The sequence below is a fragment of the Candidatus Cardinium hertigii genome, assembly GCF_003788695.1.
Map to the genome: position 1 here is coordinate 135,601 of NZ_RARA01000024.1, position 21,473 is coordinate 157,073.

Genomic DNA, 21,473 nt, shown 5'->3' on the forward strand with positions numbered 1-21,473 from the left:
ATTACGTAGGCAAAAAATCTAATACTGTTATACGAAATGACCACGAATAAATTTATTTACCGCTTTGGAAGGGGATGGCCTACGGAAGGAAATGCCCATATGCCACATCTACTTGGAGATAAGGGCGCTAACCTTGCGGAGATGTCAAAACTTGGGTTACCCATACCTCCTGGTTTTACGATAGCCACTGTTGTATGGGAACATTATTATAAGAACGACAATCATTTTGCTACTGCCTTTGAAGAAATGTTAGCTGATGCCATTCAATCTTTGGAGCAGGTTACGGGTAAAATTTTCGGCTCTACCTATGATCCTTTATTATTATCTGTAAGATCTGGTGCAAGTATTTCTATGCCCGGTATGATGGATACCCTCCTCAATATAGGTATGAATGGGGAAATTGCTCAGGGCTTAGCTAATAAGACGGATAATCCTAAATTTGCCTATGATAGTTATAGACGATTTCTCCAAATGTATGGATCAATAGTCCTGGGAGTGTCCAATGAAATCTTTGATACGATCTATACAAGGTATAAAATAGACCATCTTATTACGCAAGATCCCGAAATTACTGCTACGATTTTACAAAAAATTATAGTTGCTTTTCAAGATGCCATACGCAAACATACCGGAAAAGAGGTTGAATCAGATCCCTATCAGCAATTAAAAAATGGCATAAAAGCTATTTTAAAATCTTGGATGTCTCCACGTGCCGTATTATATCGTAAAATACATACTATCACCAATAGTAGTGGCACGGCGATAAATGTTCAAGCTATGGTATTTGGAAATAAAGGCAATACCTCTGCAACAGGCGTTGTTTTTACTAGAAATCCCTCAAATGGAGAAAAAAAAATTTTTGGCGAATGCTTAATACATGCGCAAGGAGAGGATATTGTTTCTGGAATACGTACGCCATCTCCTATTGGAACGCTACCAAATGGAAATAGATGTGCTATGTATATCCAAATGCCCGAAGCATATAATGAGCTTATGGCACACTGTCATACATTAGAGGCACATTATAGAGATATGCAGGATGTTGAATTTACTATAGAAGAAGGTAAGGTATATATATTACAAACCCGAAAAGGCAAAAGAACGGCAGCGGCAGCTGTGCAGATTGCGGTTGATATGGTAACAGAAGGCATGATAACTAGGCAAGAAGCCTTAATGCGCATTGACCCTGCATCTTTGCATCAATTATTACATACGGTAATTGATTATACGGATCATCCAGAGATTATAGCTAGAGGGCTTCCCGCTTCACCGGGTGCATCTACGGGTATAGTCATGTTTTCTCCTTACGATGCTGAAAAGCATGCTTGCGATCATAAAGTTATATTGGTTAGAAATGTAACCAGTCCTGAAGATATAAAAGGTATGCAGGTATCAGTAGGACTTCTTACGGCAAAGGGAGGGATGACCTCTCATGCAGCGGTGATAGCCAGAGGCATAGGAAAACCGTGCATATGTGGCGTTGAAGGATTATTTATTGATGAAAAACAACATTTTTTTACTATCCCTTCGGGTCATACTATAAAGCAGGGTGATAAGATAACCATAGATGGAACAACTGGTACCATTATAAAGGGTAAGGTTACATTAATAGCGCCTACCTTTTCTAAAGCATTTCATACGCTCCTTGAATGGGCAGATTGTGAACGGGATATGGATATAAGGTCAAATGCAGAAACCGTAAGGGATACCGTAACCGCATTAAAGTTTGGTGCAAAAGGCATTGGCTTATGTCGTACCGAACATATGTTCTTCGAGGAGGAACGCATTTGGTTAGTTAGAGAGTTGATTCTTACAAAAGATGCAACAAAACGTACAAAAGTATTGCAACATTTACAAGTTTTACAGACTGAAGATTTTAAAAATTTATTCCAAATTTTAAAGGGAAAGCCTATCAATATTAGATTACTGGATCCCCCTTTACATGAATTTTTACCCACTGAAACAAAAGAACAGCAACGCATGGCAGCAAAGCTCCAAATTTCCCAATCTTCCGTTGTTCGACGCCTCCATGCCTTACATGAAATGAATCCTATGCTTGGACATAGGGGATGTCGGTTAGGTATATCCTATCCAGAAATTTATGTTATGCAAATGGAAGCCATTTTATGCGCAATGCATAAGGTGCAGGTAACAAAAAAAATAGAAAGTAAAGTAGAGCTTATGATTCCATTTACTTGCGAAGTAAAGGAACTGCAAAAAATAAAATCTTATATAGATCAAACCATTGCTAAAATGGAGACTTTATTGTCCCAGCGATTTAATATACAAGTAGGTACTATGATTGAATTACCACGGGCGGCACTAACTGCAGCCGAGATTGCGCCCATAGTAGCATTTTTTAGTTTTGGTACCAATGATTTAACGCAAACTACTTTTGGTATTTCTAGGGATGATATGGGAAATTTTTTACCTAACTATATAGCACAAAAAATATTTACATGCGATCCATTTACACAAATAGATGAGGCAGGAGTAGGAGAACTCATTAAAATAGCTATTAATCAGGGGAAAACAGCAAATCCCCAATTACGCTTAAGTGTATGTGGAGAACATGCCGCCAATGCTGCCTCAATTGATTTCTTTCAAAAAGTGGGCATCCACTATCTTTCCTGTTCACCCTATAACGTTCCTATTGCAAGGGTAGCAGCCGCCCAAAGCAAAATTAAATTTTCAGCCCTTACATAGGGGGAACCCTGTTCCGTTCACTTGCGTGGCAGAAATGTTTTTAATTACTAAATTATTTGTTACTCGTATGTTAACGTTTGCCAAAAAGGTACATACCGGAAGTATCGCTTATTGAAAAAAGATTTGGTTCGGTAACAGCATCTTGGACTTCTTTCGAAGATTCTGTATCTCTAATCAGGTCCATTACTTCCATTACATCGTACCATTTACTAAACATATCTTTTATTTGGTTCCTGTATGCATCTATCCCTGCCCCTCTCCCTGACTTTATTTCTGCTGCTGTTAAGACTTTTTCCATTGCCACAACTTTTTCTATCGCTTCATCCATTTCATTAATCTTTTTCTCTAGCTCCTTTACTTTTTCTGTACTAAGGTTTTTCTTGATTATAGGCAATATTTTTTGCCGTAAAATTGTTACGTTTTTACGGTTTTCTTCGTGTGTTTCTGCTTGTGCTTGTATGAAGTTTGTTTTTATTTTTGACTGAGATTTAGATTCGACTGAGGATTTAGGAGAAGGGCATCCACCTACACTTAAGGTTAAGCCTAACATAGTTAAAAATGATAATAGCGCCCCTCCACAAATATTTTTATTCTTGTATACTAACATAGCAATTGCTGTTTAAAGTTCAAAAATAAACTGCCGCGTAAATGAACCGTTACAATCTTTCCCCCATACCACTGAAGGGATACCGGAAGTATCGCTTATTGAAAAAAGATTTGGTTCGTTAACAGCATCTTGGACTTCTTTCGAAGATTCTGTATCTCTAATCAGGTCTATTACTTCCATTACTTTGACCCATTTACTAAACATATCTTTTATTTGGTTTCTGTATGCGTCTATCCCTGCCCCTGTCCCTGACTTTATTTCTGCTGCTGTTAAGACTTTTTCCATTGCCACAACTTTTTCTATCGTTTCATCCATTTCATTAATCTTTTTTATTTCTGCTGCTGTTAAGACTTTTTCCATTGCCACAACTTTTTCTATCGCTTCATCCAATTCATTAATCTTTTTCTCTAGCTCCTTTACTTTTTCTGTACTAAGGTTTTTCTTGATTATAGGCAATATTTTTTGCCGTAAAATTGTTACGTTTTTACGGTTTTCTTCGTGTGTTTCTGCTTGTGCTTGTATGAAGTTTGTTTTTATTTTTGACTGAGATTTAGATTCGACTGAGGATTTAGGAGAAGGGCATCCACCTACACTTAAGGTTAAGCCTAACATAGTTAAAAATGATAATAGCGACCCTCCACAAATATTTTTATTCTTGTATACTAACATAGCAATTGCTGTTTAAAGTTAAAGCATGTAATGTTAACGTAATGCACTGACTAATTTAGATATATACTACATTATATGCAAATATATGCAAAAATATAAGGGTATGTAATACACTATGAGGCCGTTGAAATAGCAAATAAAAATTTGATACTAAAAAGTCTTTTTAATTTAACGTTTCCTATTGCGCTTATTTTGGGTAACGAAGCAAGGGGCATAGCAGCCAAACATCTCAGCCATACCCTCCACCAAGTGCATATTCCCATGCAAGGCTATTGCATCCTTAAATGTATCGGTAGCAGCAGGCATGCTCCTCTATGAAGTGTTGCGGCAACGTGGGGGATGGTAAACTGTTTGCCTATTGAGCCATATAAATAAATGCATCTTCTGCAAAGTTGTGGCGTTTTGCTTCAGGATTTGGTGTAATATCATGGGGGCCAGTCTAATGAAAATAAAAAGGTATGCAAAAAAATTATTTTTTGGATGTTGTATTAATTTAATGTAACTTTACAAGCCAGGGATAACGACAGCTCTATAGCTTTACATTGTGCTACTGCAGGAGATCATCTGAAAGTAGTGGAGCTGTTGCTCATAAACGGAGTGGATGCAGCTATATTGCACCATCAAGGTAAAACAGCAGCACAAGTAGCTAAGAGCTAAGAAGGCTAACCATACAAAAGTAGCTGAATATATGGGTAATTCCTGTAGGTAACAGCATTCGAGCTCCAGTTACCACACTATAGTTAATGCTATACAACGTAAAGAGTTATAAGATTCTAAATATTTAAACTTAACTAGATCATGCAAAACACAAAATCCACCCAGAGGATTACAATAAGTCTACTACCGGCATTTGTTTCAGTAGTTACACTAGGAGGATGTAATCAATCTGGGCAGCAGATGGATAAGAGAAATGAAAAACCAGATCAAACGCNCGGAACTGTTCACGAGATCTTCTACAAAAATAAACTATTAGACCTCTTTCCTTACTTTATTTTTTTGTTTATTGAACAACTTTTACTGTATCCGTTCAGTGGTATGGCAGCCATATTTTATAGATTATTGGTGATTTTATCCATTTTTTTTTAAAACTACTTATTTTAAAGCTACTTTTTTTGCTNNNNAAATGCATCTTCTGCAAAGTTGTGGCGTTTTGCTTCAGGATTTGGTGTAATATCATGGGGGCCAGTCTAATGAAAATAAAAAGGTATGCAAAAAAATTATTTTTTGGATGTTGTATTAATTTAATGTAACTTTACAAGCCAGGGATAACGACAGCTCTATAGCTTTACATTGTGCTACTGCAGGAGATCATCTGAAAGTAGTGGAGCTGTTGCTCATAAACGGAGTGGATGCAGCTATATTGCACCATCAAGGTAAAACAGCAGCACAAGTAGCTAAGAGCTAAGAAGGCTAACCATACAAAAGTAGCTGAATATATGGGTAATTCCTGTAGGTAACAGCATTCGAGCTCCAGTTACCACACTATAGTTAATGCTATACAACGTAAAGAGTTATAAGATTCTAAATATTTAAACTTAACTAGATCATGCAAAACACAAAATCCACCCAGAGGATTACAATAAGTCTACTACCGGCATTTGTTTCAGTAGTTACACTAGGAGGATGTAATCAATCTGGACAGCAGATGGATAAGAGAAATGAAAAACCAGATCAAACGCAAAGTTTGGGTGCATCCTCCTCTTCATCAAGAAAAAATTTGGCTTATGAAACAAGCAATAGAGCGATAGAAGGAAGTGAAAATAGCAATGTAATAAAAAGAGAAGTAGAAGAAATTATCTCGTTGTATAATAAAATACTTAACAATCCGTCACTTCTCAATAAATTTTTTGAGAATGCAGGTGATATGCGTACACATGACATTAAGAATGCTACTCTTAGACGCTATTTAATTCAAGAAGAATCTAAAGGAAGAAAAATTCCATTCGAAGTAGTAGCAAAATATTGCTTATATAATTCTCCTGGGGGTGAGGATGCTAAAGCTAAAGATAGATATGTTATATACAATACATTAACGCCATATTTCGAAAGTGATTCGCTAAGTTTAGACAGCATTAAAACTTATTTCCGAACCAATGCTAGCAAAATAGATGTAAATATCAAGGATTGTGTATTCTACATGGCATTTTATATGCTGTTTTTAAATTCTGAAGCAGCAAAGAATGAAAGAAAAAAAGAGGGAAAGAAAAAAACTTTTAAGGACATACTCGATTTTATTTATAACCAAGGAATAAACGTAGATAAAGTGTCAATTAACCCCTCAAATACTTGGTTTATGAGTTTGGTTGCAATGGGACGAGACTGTAATCAAGTAGGTCTCTTAATGTTGTTGCGTACATACAAAGCAGATCCATTTATTGTAGATTCAGAAAATAAAAATGCTTTACATTTTTTGCTACTCAAAGGTCACGAAGTACAACGTTTTATAGTTGATGAAGTGCTTAAAAATCCAACTACCCAAGACCATATTAATGATCAAACAAAAGAGGGTGATACAGCGCTGCATATAGCCTGTGCAAGAAGGGACATAAAACATATTTTAGCCTTATTAAACAAGGGTGCTAGTACAAAAATTACAAACCGTANGCCAGTTTCTAAACGCTTCAAAAATGCAAGGGAAATAAAATAATTTCTGGTACTGTTTAACTAAGGAGGTNATAAGAGAAATGAAAAACCAGATCAAACGCAAAGTTTGGGTGCATCCTCCTCTTCATCAAGAGAAAATTTGGCTTGTGAAACAAGCAATAGAGCGATAGAAGGAAGTAAAAATGAAAATGCAATAAAAAGAGAAGTAAAAGCAATTATCTCGCTGTATAATAAAATGCTTAAAAAACCGTCACTTCTCAATAAATTTTTTGAGAATGCGGGTGATTTTGACAGCGACAACATTAAGAGTGCTGCTCTTAAACGCTATTTAGTTCAAGGAGAAGATAAAGGAAGAAGAATTCCATTCGAAGTAATAGCAAAATATTGCTTATATAATTCTCGTGGGGATGAGGATGTTAGTGATAGATATGCTATATACTATACATTAATTCCATATTTCGAAAGTGATTCGCTAAGCTTAGACAGCATTGAAACTTATTTCCGAACCAATGCTAGCGAAACAGATGTAAATATCAAGGCTTGTGTATTCTACAGTGCATTTTATATGCTGTTTTCTAATTCTGAACCAACAAAGAATGAAAGAGAAAAAGAGGGAAAGAAAAAAACTTTTAGGGACATACTCGATTTTATTTATAGGCAAGGAATAAACGTAGATAAAATGGCAATTCACTCCTCAAATACTTGGTTTATGAGTTTGGTTGCAATGGGACGAGAATGTAATCAAGTAGGTCTCTTAATGTTGTTGCGTACATACAAAGCAGATCCATTTATTGTAGATTCAGAAAATAAAAATGCTTTACATTTTTTGCTACTCAAAGGTCACGAAGTACAACGTTTTATAGTTGATGAAGTGCTCAAAAATCCAACTACCAAAGACCATATTAATGATCAAACAAAAGAGGGTGATACAGCGCTGCATATAGCCTGTGCAAGAAGGGACATAAAACATATTTTAGCCTTATTAGAAAAGGGTGCTAGTACAAAAATTAGAAACCGTAACAGACAATTACCTCTGGATATGCTGTTCATGGAAAGGGTAAATAGATTGGAGTTTTTATCAAACTATCTCCTAATTTATGATGATGATTTAGAAGATGTTGCTACTATTGATGATGCCATATTTGATGCCGATCCAAAAGAGATACATGAGCAGGTAAGCCAGTTTCTAAACGCTTCAAAAATGCAAGGGAAATAAAATAATTTCTGGTACTGTTTAACTAAGGAGGTATCAATTACTTATTTTTCACCGGAACTGTTCACGAGATCTTCTACAAAAATAAACTATTAGACCTCTTTCCTTACTTTATTTTTTTGTTTATTGAACAACTTTTACTAATAATATTATGAAATAAGTCTTATGCTTTCCTCTAAAANCTAGTACAAAAATTACAAACCGTAACAGACAATTACCTCTGGATATGCTGTTCATGGAAAGGGTAAATAGATTGGAGTTCTTATCAAACTATCTCCTAATTTGTGATAATGATTTAGAAGATGTTGCTACTATTGATGATGCCATATTTGATGCCGATCCAAAAGAGATACATAAACAGTTAAGCCAGTTTCTAAACGTTTCAAAAATGCAAGGGAAATAAAATAATTTCTGGTACTGTTTAACTAAGGAGGTATCAATTACTTATTTTTCACCGGAACTGTTCACGAGATCTTCTACAAAAATAAACTATTAGACCTCTTTCCTTACTTTATTTTTTTGTTTATTGAACAACTTTTACTAATAATATTATGAAATAAGTCTTATGCTTTCCTCTAAAAAATCATTTTGTAGAAAGTCTGTATCCGTTCACGTGGGTGGTCCCTATTATATCCGTTCACATGCACATAGCAAGAAGAATGTTATGAAAGAGGTCTAATGTATACTTGACAAGTAAATGTATATCTTTCGACGGAAGCCTATTTGAACCAACGTACCATCATGTTGTATGCTTGCTTGTAAATTTACTTAAATTCATAACGAGTTAAGGCATGCGTTAATTTTTCAAACACTTATAAGCTTATTCAAGTGCAATAAATGGCAAACAGCTCTACCTTTCCGCATATCAGAACCGGTACCGATGATTTTAAAACTTTACTGTTGCATAGCGATGTATTTGTAGATAAGAGCCTGATGATCCAGGCCTTATTAGAAGAAAGCAGCGAAGTGATACTCATTACCAGACCAAGACGTTGGGGAAAGAGTTTGAATATGGATATGATTCGCAAGTTCTTTGAAATAGAAGTGAATGAGCAAGGGGAAGCACTACCTGAAACAGATAAACACAACCATCTGCTTTTTATAGGAGGTGAAGCAAATCTAGGATTTGGTGAAACCAAAATGCTGTATCCTTTAAAAATTGCCGATAATACCCATGCCATCAAACGACAAGGACAGTTCCCAGTTATCTTACTCAACCTTAAAGATGTTAAAGGAAATAGCTACCAAGAAATAGAAGCAGGTATAAAAAATCAACTCATTAAAGTATTTATACAACATCGTTACTTAAAACGTTATATCACGGAAGATAAATATTGTTCATTAGATGAAATTCAAAAAGAAAAGTTGGCCTCCTTTTTTACAGGGAAACTAAATAAAGAAACGCTTAAAGACGGCTTAGTCTTTTTAAGCGAACTGCTCTACAAACATTTTAACCAAAAAGTATACATCCTCATTGATGAATACGATACGCCCATCAATTATGCCTATATCAAATTTGGTCAGCAAAAAGAAGCCTTTGAAGAGGTATTGGAGTTATTTCGGGGCATGCTGGGTAGTGCTTTAAAAAGCAATCCTTATTTAGAAAAAGGATTGATCACCGGTATCTTGCGCATTGCAAAAGCAAATATCTTTTCAGATTTAAACAATGTGCGGGAATATACCCTACTGGATAAAAAGTTTACGCAATTTTACGGCTTTACCCAAGCAGAAGTGGATAAGCTACTTACGCAAGTACCTACCCAAACGGCACCAGCCAAAATTAAAGATTGGTACAATGGCTATACTTTTGGAGGGGAAGTAATTTACAATCCCTGGTCTATCATGCAATGTCTAGCCAGTGAAGGTATACTAGATTACTATTGGTTGGACAGTGGCGGTACAGGATTGGTAAATAAGGTGTTACTGGATGACCTGATTCAGGAAGATATTAAAAAGCTATTAGAAGGTAAAAGCATTGTCAAAATGCTGAATCGGCAAATTTGGCTGGAAGAAATTGAAACAAATCCAAATGCATTTTATAGTTTGTTGCTCTTTGCCGGCTACCTCAATCCAATGCTTAGCCATGATGCTACGGCAGAAGAACCACGTTACTATTTAACCATTCCAAACAAAGAAGTGCGCGGTATCTATATAGAAAGGGTCATTAAATGGGTGCATAAAAAATTAAACATGCGCATGGATAGCTATGATAACTTTATCGAGCTATTAACCAGCAACCAAATGGATGCGTTTGGTGCAAAGCTTCAAGCTTACTTATTAAACGCCACCAGTTACCATGATTTGAGCCAAGAAAGAGACTACCATAATCTAATAGGTGGCTTACTCGCACCTTTAATCAACCGTTACCATATTGTTTCCAACCAAGAAGCAGGTTATGGCAGGTGTGACCATCTCCTCATTGCTAGAGCAGAATATGGAGACCATGCTTGGATTATTGAGCACAAAGTAGCCAAAGATCCCAAGGATTTAAATGCTATGGCAGAAGAAGGCTTGCATCAAATAAAAAACAAGCAGTATGCTGCTGCGCTAAAAACGCATGACCATATCAAAAAGATAACCCATATGGCTATGGCGTTTTGTGGAAAAAAAGTAACCTTTCGTTACTTTTTTTCTTGATAAAAAAAGTAACCAAAAAAATATTTCTTAATATCAGAACCCTAGAACTTTTTGTATACTTTACCAATTGAAGCTTGTTGTCACAATATGATGACTGTGATATTCCCATTCCCTGTCTTCATCACTCTGATCCCCCTTTAGACTTCTTTGAATTATTTCTTTTAATTCTATTTGAAATCTTTCTTCTATTTCTAACATATGCTTGGATATAGTCTGGCCATCAGCTAAATTTATTTCAACTTTTTGATTATGGTTACATGTTGTTTCTAATAGTTTAATACCTTCATTTCCAATATGCATGGAAAAACTAATCACTTCAAGTGATGGATGTGTACGTAAAGCATCAGCAATTGACTGTACATGTTCAATAGCCATTTCTTGGTTATCATTGGCATGTGCACACATTGCACTAGATTCTTTTGAACGACTTTTTGGTGCATTCCAAGATTCATAGACCCTAGAAGTGGATGAGGTCGGTAATTCAGCTAGGTTTTCTTCTAAACTAAGCAATGATAATCTGTCTAATTGAGGATCTACAGACAATACTTCACCACCAGCTGGCGTATCGGTATTAGGTTTACTTTTACTTTTACATGCATGGCCTATGTGTAATGATTTCAAAAAAGGCAGTTCTAACAATCTATTTACATCTTGTCCATACCTATCCCCTATGTACCATATATGGGAAATACCTGTATATTGTAAAAATGTTAACAGCTGCTCAAAGGTAGCAGTTAAATGAGCAGCGTGAGGTGTACCAGCAATATCCAAGGAGTTATTAGAGGGATTTATATGTACAATAAAAGGATTTTCACGAGAAAAGTAATTGCTCATAATGCCATCAATGCATGAGGCGTTTGTTTTATTAACCTGACGCATCATAAGTGCATCTTGCTTATGTAAATGATTATACACTTTTTGTTGAATTTCTGTTGGTAAATTATTTAACCCCATGTTATGCTTATTAGCTGTAGATTGACAAGCAGCAATGGTTCCGCTTAATATAAGCAGACCCGCTATATCACTAAAATAATTGTTCATTTTTCATTTACTTTATATACCCTATACTATCATCATCACACACGCACTAATTAAGTGCAGTATTTCTATCTTACTTAATAGTTTTATTGTTCCGTGTACACAATTATACGAAATAATGTAGTATAAAATACCATATCCAGTATTACAGTTCCCTCGAAACAAAACATAATGCACCTTCTTGTAAATGTTTTATTGATATATACATAAGCATAATAGCTAGTTGTGAAAAATTTATCTAATTAACGTCAGTTCGGGATCATAATTTTGGAGCGTAGTAGGCTACACACACTAGTAGGAGATAAAATAATAATAGCTATTAAATATTTTTTATATCAGTGTGCAACTGAATCATAAAAAAGCATGCTGAATCCTGAAGCGGTATACCACCAAATTTTCGTAGTTTGAACTAAAATTACGCACTTTGCCAACTTCCTAAATTTATGTGTCCGTTATGAATATATGAAAAAAGATGCCAGACAAATAGGAAATCTTGTAACCCTGTATGGAGTTTAGTAAGGAGGAAGCAGAGGGCTTTGATTTTTATAGATTTTTTGATTAACTAAAAAGCATAAGAAAGGGAAAAATGCGTGGAGGAGGGTGAGGGATTCGAACCCTCGGTATCAGCTAAGATACGACGGTTTTCAAGACCGTTACATTAAACCACTCTGCCAACCCTCCAAAAATATTTACCATCAAAAAATATTCAAAATAAACCACCTGCATTATTCATCTTCATCTTCATCTACCGAAGCATCTGCACCATGCACATTTTTTAGTGGTGTAACAGCGCCAGAAAAATTAAACTTCATTACTTCAGCACTTGGTAAATCCAAAGGTGTAACCAATGTAGAAGGAACTATAAGCAGTACACCGGAAAAATCATAAGAATGGGGCAAATAAACCGCTATATGATTAGGCATAGAAAGAACTTTTAAGGATGCTCTTGTAATAAATCCTATTCTATAAACTTGGGTATTTGGATCCATCAATAGTAGAACAGGTTTATTAAACTTTGGTTTGCTATTGGCAAGAGCCGAAGTAAAATCCTTTAAAGATGAATAGAGCATCCCAATAAAGGGAACTTTTTTGATCAACGCCTCTGTAAATCCAAATGCAGATTTAACGAATAAGGTGGTGCCTACATACCCTAATAAGGTTATAGAAACGACTACAATAAATATACCCAATCCTGGAATCTCAAAACTAGCTATTCCATCTATTTTCTGTAATAAAGCTGAAATGAGATAAAGCGTTGCCCCCAATGGGGCTATTAAAAATAGCCCTCTAAAAAAGTAGAGTATAAGTCGATTAATGATCGATTGTTCCGTTTGCATAATTTAGCATGAAAATTAGATAAAAAGTTAGGATGAAAAAATCCTAACGTCTTTAGAACTATGCAGTTTTTAGAACTACGCAAGGCTAATTTTACGAAAAAATATAATACGAAACAATGGTAATGTGTATATACTGTATGATATATTTATTAAAGTAAGGGTTTAATATTTATATATTAAACGTTTACTTTAATAAATAAAAAAGCAGTAGCAACAACAGAAGTAGAAAGACAACAGGGAAAATGCGTATAATACAAATAGACTGATTCCATGCACAATTATGGATGTTGTGTTTTAGTTTTGAAAGAAGTCTGTTTGGTTCAATAAACATTAGATCTTCTGCGAAAACATATATTTAATGCACTATCAGTTTATTCAAACATACAAGCGCAAAAATTGCATTATAAACCTTGCATGGTTTATGTATTTTTAATACCATATAACTATAGTTACATCTTACCTAGGGTAGGAAGTCGGGAATTAAAGAACACTACTCAGTATACGAACAGGGTTTCTTATAGCCTATGTTATTAAGCAAATATAAGTTTTAGGGAAGTCTAACGTATACCTAACTATCATTAAAAATAACAATAACTATGACACCTAAAAAATATACAACCAATAAAACGTTCATGCCTAATATTCCATTAAAAAAGACAACCATATTATCACTTTTAATTGCTTTACAGTCCAAAACTTGCAACCCAAATAAATTACAAGATAGCCTAAAAAAAAACTCTGTTGACAAAAAAGATAAGCAATGCTATCAACAACAGGTACCACTTACCGAGCCTAAAGCCATTCTACAAGACGATATAAAGTTGCTTGAAGATGCCATAGAGCCTGTTAATCTAGAAAAAATTAGTACCATTTCACAAGACGATATAAAGTTGCTTGAGGATGCCATAGAGTCTGGTAATCTAGAAAAAATTAGCACCATACTAGAGAGTCATATAGAAGTAGCAGCCATGGACTCAAATTTGAGTAATAGAGCACACCTTAAAGAAAAGTGCTACAAGATTAGGCAGATTATAAACACGCTTCCAAAAAGGATACAACAGTGTTTGCAGAAACGTATACAAAATGAGGTAAAGAACACTTCGTTGCATTCAGCTGCTTATAAGCGTAACAAAAAAGAATTTAAAAAACTATTTATTGAAAGGGTGGTTTTATCTAAAGAACAGGTTATCAATAAGCTTTTTGAATTAGATGCCAATGGCTATTCTGTATTTGCAGCCGCCTATTTACTCCTAGAAGCAGATGTACCAAGAAAAGAGTATATAGATATGTTTAAATATATACTGAAGACTGTAAAAGATTTCTTAGAACCGATACATTTTGATAAAATTTTAAAAGAAATGGTTGGTATAAAAGAAAAAGAGAATCAAATCATGCCTGAATCTTATGCACGTAATATGCTTGGCCCTATACTAGCATCTTATATGGATTTCAATAAACTTGAACTAAATCTTCTAGAAAATCATGACTCTAATATAAAATATGTAGCATATAAAATAAAAGAAAAATTCAATAATAGATTTCGTACTTCTGATAAGCAAGCGATAACAGATCCAACGCCCACAGATAAACCCCAATTTATCGCAGAGGATCTATTCATGATCATAGAGAAATACGATAAGTATTATATACCAATGTCTAAGAAACTTGATGCTATGAATGATACATTAAAAATAGATAACAAGGATATCATGGATAATATGCGAGATGCCATTAAGCAATATATAGTAACAAGAATTAACGAACAATATATTAATAAAAATGATTATCTAGAGGAAAACTTAGTAAAAGATGCAGTAGATGCGTTTGAGATGTTATACCCTATACTCTCTAAAGCAAAGCAAATATTGACACAATGGTCACTAAAAGCGGCCAATAAGAACCAAATAATTGATGGTATCGTACAAGCATTACATCAAACAGTATGGAAAATTTATTGTGAAAATGAGCTAAAGATACTAATAGGTCATCTATATGATCAGATGATTTATGATGAAAAAACATACGGAGACGATTGGGATGAGGTAGATGAATGGGATGAGGTAGATGAAGATGAAGCATAAATGTGTGCGTAAAATTTTATGAATGGGGGTAACAAAGTAGAATTTGGCATAGCAAAATACAGAATATCTTTTAAACCACACATGTGAATGGATACTATGAGATTAGCCGTAAGAAACCGATACAGTCGCAACTTAGGGGACAATGTGCATAGGATGGCTAACCTATTGTCAGATTACATGTTGACTTGTATATGCTTACAAATAGAACGCATCTCTTCCAACCACGTTTTAGAGATATTGTGTTTCTCCCCCCATGGAATGTAGAATGTCATGGTATCTTGCGCTATGCGTTTCTGATCCACTAATTTGCGCGCATGCAAGGTACGGATATTGTGGAGCCTATCGGCAAGTTTTACCTCAATGACCCGAATATCTTTACACTGCTCCAGTATACTTTTATTTTCCTTATCATCTAGCTTCCATGGATAACCATTCGTATTGTAATGAGTTACCATATCGACAATGGAGGCAACATCAGGACCATACATAAGTGCTATTTGGTTTAGCGTAATAGGTGTATCTTCTACTACATCGTGTAACAATCCAGCTAAAATGGTGGATGGATCTTTGGTGACCTCTAAAAGAATTTTACCTACTGCCATAGGATGGGTATAATAGGGACTTCCCGATTTGCGTGACACAAGTCCATGCGCATTTTTAATAAAAGTAATGGTCTTTTCTACTGTTTCTTTGGCCAGCGTAGTCTCTTTGGTAAGCAATTCCACTAATTCTTGTTCTTGCGCTAAACTTTCAGCGGTTTCAGCTAGCTTGCCAGCTACTAAATCAGCAGGATCATAGGTTTTAAAACGCATTACCTTTTGGCCATCTAGAGGTAATACATAAAGACAGGTTACAATTTCATTGGTTTCTATTAATTCCATATAACCACCATGTGCTTGCACAATTTGTCTACTCTCCGCTTGATAGAACTGTTTTTCTGTTTTAGGTACATGAATAGACGTTGGTTCGTCAGATATATCGTACACTGGCAATGTATTTTGCGTACTCACATCTGTACTAATAAAAAAGGCCAATGCTGGTAAGGTAAGTGCTGCGTAGTTAACTATAGCATAATCGTAACGTAAAGCAGTATCAGCAATGGTTAGCGTAACAATATGATCGGTAGCTTGCACGCATCTGCTGATCTCCCATAAGTTTAGGATTAAAAAACATTCAAAAAGCGTTGGATCTGCTAACAGTTCTGTTACTTTTGTTGGGTTGCGTACAAGCAACTGCATAGGCTTTCCTAGGTCCCGCATAGCTCTAAGAACTTTTAAAATAGCTAGTTCAATGATTACGGGTTTTATTGCTTGCTCATTTAACTCTAAATTACAATCTGATTTGACCCTTCTTAGTAATAAGTCATTAAAATTATACAACTTATGTAGTAATAGGTTAATAGTTTCGTCTTTTTGGCCATGCATTATTTCACCTATTGCCTGCAATAGCTTGCTACCATAGGTCATATCTAATCTGGACCAGTTCGCATGGTTATAGATAGCCTCTAAAGCGATAATCCGCTCGTAGCTTCCCCTAAGTTTTATTATTTTGAGTTTAGCGTTAGCTTTATCGCGTAAGTATTTATAGGTACCAAGACCTACGATCGCAACCGTTATAAGGATCATAGCAAAAACTAGTTCTACAGAAAGACTTTTATAGCCAGCCAAAAATAAATTCCAAAAAGGGACGCTAGGTGGAATAAACGCATGCGTTATCAGAGCTATACAGAGCATTGCGATGCTTACTTCTAAAGATAACAATACTATCCCTAAGCCTAGGTTAAATATAAACAGTGCGCAGACCATAGGACTAAAATGACCTAATTTTGCCAATTGTATACTGGCAACAAAAAGCAATATAAATAATAACGCTGGCCATACTAAATGAAGAAGTCTATCGTCTCCTTTTTTATAGGAATGGAAGGCAGGATAGATGACCAAAGTAGTCCCAATAGCCATTAGCGCCATATAGCCATATACATAGGGTATAAAGTAACCTTTGTGCATAAAGCAAAGTGCTACAATGCTGTTTAGAATTGCATGGATACCCAATAGTATAAAAGTACTTTCCTTTTTGGGAAAAAGGCTTTTTCGGTATGCCTGGGTAAATGGTAGACTAAGCTGTTGTAACCGCTCTTGCCACCAGCGTTGGGTTGCTTGATTTTGCAAATCCACCGGGCTACGATCTTTGATGCCCACCCAGCCGGTATGAGGGCGTTTAGGGAGCACGTAGTGCGTAACAAATAAAATAAATGCGCTCAAAACCAGTGAAAAGCAAATTTGATTTGCAAGTATGGCTTGATCTTTATAGAACACACGATATACCATTATGGCTGTAGTTACACCCATAGTGCATAATACGGCAGCAGAGCGGGGTCTAAAACCAAAACAAGTTATAAGGAAGGGAATCGTCACAGCTGGTGCATAAATATAAATCGTTTTAGTTACCAACTGTCCAATACTAGTCGTATGCAATCCAACCACCATACCAATAATGCCTATAAAAAGAGAAGCCATACGTACAATGGTAAGGGAGGGCTTGTTATGCCTAGCTGAACCAGCTACTATAGGCCATATATCATTTGCAAATAAAACAGAAGCAACATGTAATTGAGAGTCAGCGGTAGACATGAGCAATGCTATAATAGCTGTTACTAAAATGCCACGCATACCAGGAAAGTAAGAGCACTCAATAATATAATGGAGTACGTTCTGATTGGGCTTGATAACATGGTCTCCTACATGTAAAGCTACCGAAATGCTAAAAAAAACAATAATAAGTACGATACGGCTTATCGAAAGTCTGTTAAAAATTTTTGTTGATTTCTGTATAGAAGGCGCCATATAGAAACGTTGCATACGTGCAGGATCAAACATTGCTGCAAATAGTGCGATACAATCATCAAATAGTTCCTTTTTTAGGGAATAATCCCAACGCCATATACACATCTGGTTAATATTAAACTGTGGCATCTCCCTGAGTTTTTGCCAGCCAGCTACTGGATCTTTAACATTATATAAGAGTGCAAAAAATAAAATAGGGAAACAAAGAGTAAAAAGAAAAAACTGATAAACATCTGTTAGTGCCACAGACCTAACCCCTCCGAATGTGGAATAACTAATAAATAATAGGGCTAAAATTACAGTTGAATAGGATACATACGCCTGTATTTCAGGCAATAGCATAGTAATACTTAGCCCAATCTTGATCTGAATGGCTAATAGTGCTATAGCTCTTATGATACCACAGATTCCTGTTGCGGCTCGCACCGTTGGGCCGTAAATACTGCCCATAGATTCAGCTATGGAAAGATGGCCTAGGAATTCCTGCATTCTTATGATTACAAATCTGGAGAACAAATGGGTATCCACTGGATTCTGTATTAAAAAGAATACCACTGTAATCCATGGCTCATAATAATAGAAAAACAGATTATAATCCAAAATTTTACCTCCATAAATGGTGGCTATTAAGGAAATGAGAATGACTGTTGTAGACATTTTTCTACTCCCGACCGCATAATCTTGAAACGTTGTGATGCCTCTACCATAATAAATCCCAATGGAAAACGTTATGATTAAGAATATGCCTATAATTATTAAATCAATGCTTATCATATTGTTATGTGCACTATACATACGCATTTGTTTAATGCGTAACAGCTGTAACATAATCTATCCTATTCTATCTATTCGTGCAAATAAAATAGTCGTATTCTTCTTTATTTATTAAAGTAAAAGTTTAATATTTATATATATTATTATGATAATGAGTTTGTATAATTTTATTAAAATATATTATTTGGTTTCAGTAAAAGTATTTCGATGGAGAAGGGCAGTTATGACTCTATTTTTATTAAAGTTATTGTTTAATATTTTTATTTTTTATATTGATAATAGGAATGTATTAAATAGCTACCAAATAATATTTGGTATATATGTATATGTGGGTAGGGCTATCTGCTAGTGGCGTTATGCTACTTTTTGAGTTCTTTTTAGCAATCGGCTTTCCAACGATTATATGCTATTTTAGCATGGTGCTCTTCTCAAACGTAACACGGGCTATTTTGTAGTAGCATGGCCCATTGCTCTGTTGCCTCTTCTGTATTGTCTTTATAAAAAGACCTAAGAGAATCTAATTTATGGTTGATTTTAAGTTTTAAATAATATTTTAAGTAAGACTAAATTATTATTTAGACTTACCTAAGCACAACGGGTAAAATTAAAACTCCGAAATCCCTCTTATCTAAAATAAGAAAAAGCTGTTTTAATAATTAGGTTTGTCTAAAAATTTATTTAAATTCGTCTAATCCTAGTATTTCAATGGTACACACTACATTTTTATGAGACTTACGCATTCCGAAGAGGACTATTTAAAAGCTATCTATACGCTGGCTGAAGGAAAAGAAACGCTTATTTCAACTACGGCTATGGCAGAATTTTTACATACAAGCGCTGCATCCGTTACCGATATGGTACAAAGGCTACATAGTAAACAATTGGTTATCTATCAAAAATACCAGGGTGTAAGCTTATCAGAAATGGGTAGGAGATCAGCTATAAAGATTGTACGCAAACATTTGCTCTGGGAGGTTTTTTTAGTAGATAAGTTAAAGTTTGAATGGAATTCCATACATGAGGTAGCAGAACAATTAGAACATATTGACTCGGATATGTTGATAGATCGGTTAGATCATTTTCTTAACTATCCCTGTTGTAGTCCTCATGGCATAATTATTCCGACTGCTGATGGAAAAGTTATAAGTAAAGCTAGACTATTGCTTACAAATGTAGCGGAAGGAGTAAGTGGAATGGTAAGTGCTATTAAAGATGATTCTACTACTTTTTTACAATATCTTGGCAAAAGAAATATTTATCTAGGAACTAAAATAACGGTTGTCGAAAAGATACACTTTGATGATTCTATTGATGCAATCATTGATAATCACAATAAAATTAATATATCTCGTAAAATAACAGATCATATTTTAGTAACTGTACTTTCTGTAATATTATGCTTCGTGTATGCAATAAGTTGAAGGGTCCAATCTGTATGCTTTACAGATTACCAAATTGGTTTTTAAGTCTATTTTTGTATGTGGCGCTACTATTTTCCTCATGTTTTAACAAGTCTGTGGATGGAAAATTTACTATTCTAACGACTACAGGTATGCTAGGAGATGCTATTAAAAATATTGTTAAAGAGGATGCAGAGGTAGTTAGCCTTATGGGCCCTGGTATAGACCCCCATACCTATCAAACTACCCATAAAGATGTTCAGAAGCTTATACATGCTGATATGATCTTTTATAATGGACTCTATTTAGAGGGTAAAATGACCGATTTATTGGAAAAAATGGCCAAAACAAGAAAGGTCTATGCTGCTAGTGATGCCCTTCATAAAACACAGCTTATATATGAAGATATTTTTCCTATTGGTATAGATCCTCATATCTGGTTTGATGTAAGGCTATGGAAACAGGTAGTTGCTTTTATTAGTCAAAAATTACAAGAAGCACGGCCCGAATCAGCAGCTTATTATGAAGAAAATACGATTGCTTACTTAAAAACGTTAGCATTACTACATCAAGAAGTTACTGCCCAAATGCAATCCATTCCAGCCCAACAGCGGGTACTGATTACTGCACACGATGCCTTTGGTTACTTTGGCAAAGCATATGATACTGAAGTAGTGGGTTTACAAGGAATTTCTACTGTAGCTGAATGTGGATTAAAAGATATTCATCGCATTGTAGAGCTGATTTTAAAACGTAATATTAAAGCAGTTTTTTTTGAAACTTCTGTTTCAGATAAATCAATGCGCGCTGTATTAGAAGGCTGTGCCCATTATGGGCATAAGGTAAAGATAGGAGGCTGTCTCTATTCAGATGCACTCGGTGCAGCTGGTACCCCAGCAGAAAGTTATTGTGGTATGATCAAAGCCAATACTATAGCAATTGTTAATGCATTAAAATAAGAGATGAAAAATCCAGAACAACTTACTGTACAGGTAAAGGACTTAACGGTTTCCTATACCCACAACAAAATTGTGCTAGAAAAAATTAATTTTGCATTGCCATCACATAAAATTATTGGCATAATAGGCCCCAACGGGGCTGGCAAATCTACCCTACTAAAGGCTATCATGGGGCTTATTCCTTACCAAGGAGGTGAAATAACATTATTTGCAAAGCCTATCCATAAAGTAAGAAAACGCATTAGTTATGTACCGCAAAAGGAATCGGTAGATTGGGATTTTCCTGCTTCTGTTTTTGATATTGCCCTTTTAGGCAGATACAATAGGCTTGGATTTTTTGAGCGGCCTAGCAAAACAGATAAAGTAATANNACTACTACTGAACAAAATAAATAATGATTTTTATTGCGTTTTTGTGCGGAATGTCGGCAATATGCTAATAATCCAGAGGTTTTTGGAAAGTAAACTGAATATTATATAAAAAAGACCAAGATGATGTACCTGTNAATGAAAAAAAATAACAAAAAATAATACTGGAAAAATAGAAAAAATTATACTATCGGCCTGTTGCAACGGCCTCACTATGTGAGTTCGCCCCATGATGTA

15 protein-coding genes and 1 tRNA gene are annotated in these 21,473 nt (G+C 35.2%); 10 read left to right on the forward strand and 6 right to left on the reverse strand.

Annotated elements, in window-relative coordinates; translation table 11 throughout:
* The first annotated feature begins 36 nt into the window (after positions 1-36).
* Entirely contained in the window at positions 37-2,706 is a 2,670-nt protein-coding gene (gene ppdK, locus EDM02_RS03045) for a pyruvate, phosphate dikinase (protein WP_123662998.1), read from the forward strand.
* A gap of 70 nt (positions 2,707-2,776) precedes the next feature.
* On the opposite strand, the gene EDM02_RS03050 is transcribed toward ppdK, so the two are convergent.
* Positions 2,777-3,313 (reverse strand): hypothetical protein, encoded by a 537-nt coding sequence (locus EDM02_RS03050; protein ID WP_123663000.1) that lies wholly within the window; start codon positions 3,311-3,313, stop codon positions 2,777-2,779.
* Positions 3,314-3,325: 12 nt separating this feature from the next.
* Positions 3,326-3,982: a hypothetical protein gene (locus EDM02_RS03055; protein WP_123663002.1), complete on the reverse strand. Its 657-nt coding sequence runs from the start codon at positions 3,980-3,982 to the stop codon at positions 3,326-3,328.
* Between the two features lie 144 nt (positions 3,983-4,126).
* Here EDM02_RS03055 and EDM02_RS03060 point away from each other — a divergent pair, with 144 nt between their 5' ends.
* The 5 genes from EDM02_RS03060 to EDM02_RS03080 all read left to right on the forward strand — a co-directional run bounded on the left by EDM02_RS03060 (position 4,127) and on the right by EDM02_RS03080 (position 10,436).
* A complete protein-coding gene (locus EDM02_RS03060) occupies positions 4,127-4,300 on the forward strand; it encodes an RNA methyltransferase (RefSeq protein WP_184891111.1) in 174 nt (57 codons plus the stop codon).
* A 2,023-nt stretch (positions 4,301-6,323) separates the two neighbouring features.
* Positions 6,324-6,629 (forward strand): ankyrin repeat domain-containing protein, encoded by a 306-nt coding sequence (locus EDM02_RS06220; RefSeq protein WP_478210131.1) that lies wholly within the window; start codon positions 6,324-6,326, stop codon positions 6,627-6,629.
* 63 nt (positions 6,630-6,692) lie between these two features.
* Positions 6,693-7,802, forward strand: coding sequence for an ankyrin repeat domain-containing protein (locus EDM02_RS03075; RefSeq protein WP_123663010.1), 1,110 nt, complete (start codon positions 6,693-6,695; stop codon positions 7,800-7,802).
* Positions 7,803-8,034: 232 nt separating this feature from the next.
* Positions 8,035-8,202, forward strand: a complete 168-nt coding sequence (locus tag EDM02_RS05675) for a hypothetical protein (protein ID WP_184891112.1) — start codon at positions 8,035-8,037, stop codon at positions 8,200-8,202.
* A 434-nt stretch (positions 8,203-8,636) separates the two neighbouring features.
* Positions 8,637-10,436, forward strand: a complete 1,800-nt coding sequence (locus EDM02_RS03080; RefSeq protein ID WP_123663012.1) for an AAA family ATPase — start codon at positions 8,637-8,639, stop codon at positions 10,434-10,436.
* A gap of 60 nt (positions 10,437-10,496) precedes the next feature.
* Here the strand turns inward: EDM02_RS03080 and EDM02_RS03085 are convergent, their stop codons facing one another.
* The 3 genes from EDM02_RS03085 to EDM02_RS03095 form a co-directional block, all read right to left on the reverse strand.
* Complete coding sequence (locus EDM02_RS03085) at positions 10,497-11,477, reverse strand: hypothetical protein (RefSeq protein WP_123663014.1); 981 nt, start codon at positions 11,475-11,477, stop codon at positions 10,497-10,499.
* 588 nt (positions 11,478-12,065) lie between these two features.
* A tRNA-Ser gene (locus EDM02_RS03090) sits at positions 12,066-12,155 on the reverse strand.
* Positions 12,156-12,199: 44 nt separating this feature from the next.
* Positions 12,200-12,811, reverse strand: coding sequence for a DUF502 domain-containing protein (locus EDM02_RS03095; protein WP_123663016.1), 612 nt, complete (start codon positions 12,809-12,811; stop codon positions 12,200-12,202).
* A 596-nt stretch (positions 12,812-13,407) separates the two neighbouring features.
* Here EDM02_RS03095 and EDM02_RS03100 point away from each other — a divergent pair.
* On the forward strand, positions 13,408-14,892 hold the full coding sequence (locus EDM02_RS03100; RefSeq protein WP_123663018.1) for a hypothetical protein: 1,485 nt from the start codon (positions 13,408-13,410) through the stop codon (positions 14,890-14,892).
* A gap of 173 nt (positions 14,893-15,065) precedes the next feature.
* Here the strand turns inward: EDM02_RS03100 and EDM02_RS03105 are convergent, their stop codons facing one another.
* Positions 15,066-18,563, reverse strand: coding sequence for a sodium:solute symporter family protein (locus EDM02_RS03105; RefSeq protein WP_123663020.1), 3,498 nt, complete (start codon positions 18,561-18,563; stop codon positions 15,066-15,068).
* 671 nt (positions 18,564-19,234) lie between these two features.
* Between EDM02_RS03105 and EDM02_RS03110 the strand changes: the two genes are divergently transcribed.
* From EDM02_RS03110 to EDM02_RS03120, 3 genes are all read left to right on the forward strand, one after another.
* Positions 19,235-19,930 (forward strand): metal-dependent transcriptional regulator, encoded by a 696-nt coding sequence (locus tag EDM02_RS03110; RefSeq protein WP_123663022.1) that lies wholly within the window; start codon positions 19,235-19,237, stop codon positions 19,928-19,930.
* A gap of 95 nt (positions 19,931-20,025) precedes the next feature.
* Complete coding sequence (locus tag EDM02_RS03115) at positions 20,026-20,868, forward strand: metal ABC transporter solute-binding protein, Zn/Mn family (protein WP_260215033.1); 843 nt, start codon at positions 20,026-20,028, stop codon at positions 20,866-20,868.
* A 3-nt stretch (positions 20,869-20,871) separates the two neighbouring features.
* Entirely contained in the window at positions 20,872-21,348 is a 477-nt protein-coding gene (locus tag EDM02_RS03120; protein WP_260215034.1) for a metal ABC transporter ATP-binding protein, read from the forward strand.
* Positions 21,349-21,473: the final 125 nt, after the last annotated feature.

Bases quoted from the DNA above. Each gene is read 5' to 3' on its own strand.
- ppdK (WP_123662998.1), top strand. From the start codon at position 37: ATGACCACGAATAAATTTATTTACCGCTTTGGAAGGGGATGGCCTACG.
- EDM02_RS03050 (WP_123663000.1), bottom strand. From the start codon at position 3,313: ATGTTAGTATACAAGAATAAAAATATTTGTGGAGGGGCGCTATTATCA.
- EDM02_RS03055 (WP_123663002.1), bottom strand. From the start codon at position 3,982: ATGTTAGTATACAAGAATAAAAATATTTGTGGAGGGTCGCTATTATCA.
- EDM02_RS05675 (WP_184891112.1), top strand. From the start codon at position 8,035: ATGGAAAGGGTAAATAGATTGGAGTTCTTATCAAACTATCTCCTAATT.
- EDM02_RS03080 (WP_123663012.1), top strand. From the start codon at position 8,637: ATGGCAAACAGCTCTACCTTTCCGCATATCAGAACCGGTACCGATGAT.
- EDM02_RS03085 (WP_123663014.1), bottom strand. From the start codon at position 11,477: ATGAACAATTATTTTAGTGATATAGCGGGTCTGCTTATATTAAGCGGA.
- EDM02_RS03095 (WP_123663016.1), bottom strand. From the start codon at position 12,811: ATGCAAACGGAACAATCGATCATTAATCGACTTATACTCTACTTTTTT.
- EDM02_RS03100 (WP_123663018.1), top strand. From the start codon at position 13,408: ATGACACCTAAAAAATATACAACCAATAAAACGTTCATGCCTAATATT.
- EDM02_RS03105 (WP_123663020.1), bottom strand. From the start codon at position 18,563: ATGTTACAGCTGTTACGCATTAAACAAATGCGTATGTATAGTGCACAT.
- EDM02_RS03110 (WP_123663022.1), top strand. From the start codon at position 19,235: ATGAGACTTACGCATTCCGAAGAGGACTATTTAAAAGCTATCTATACG.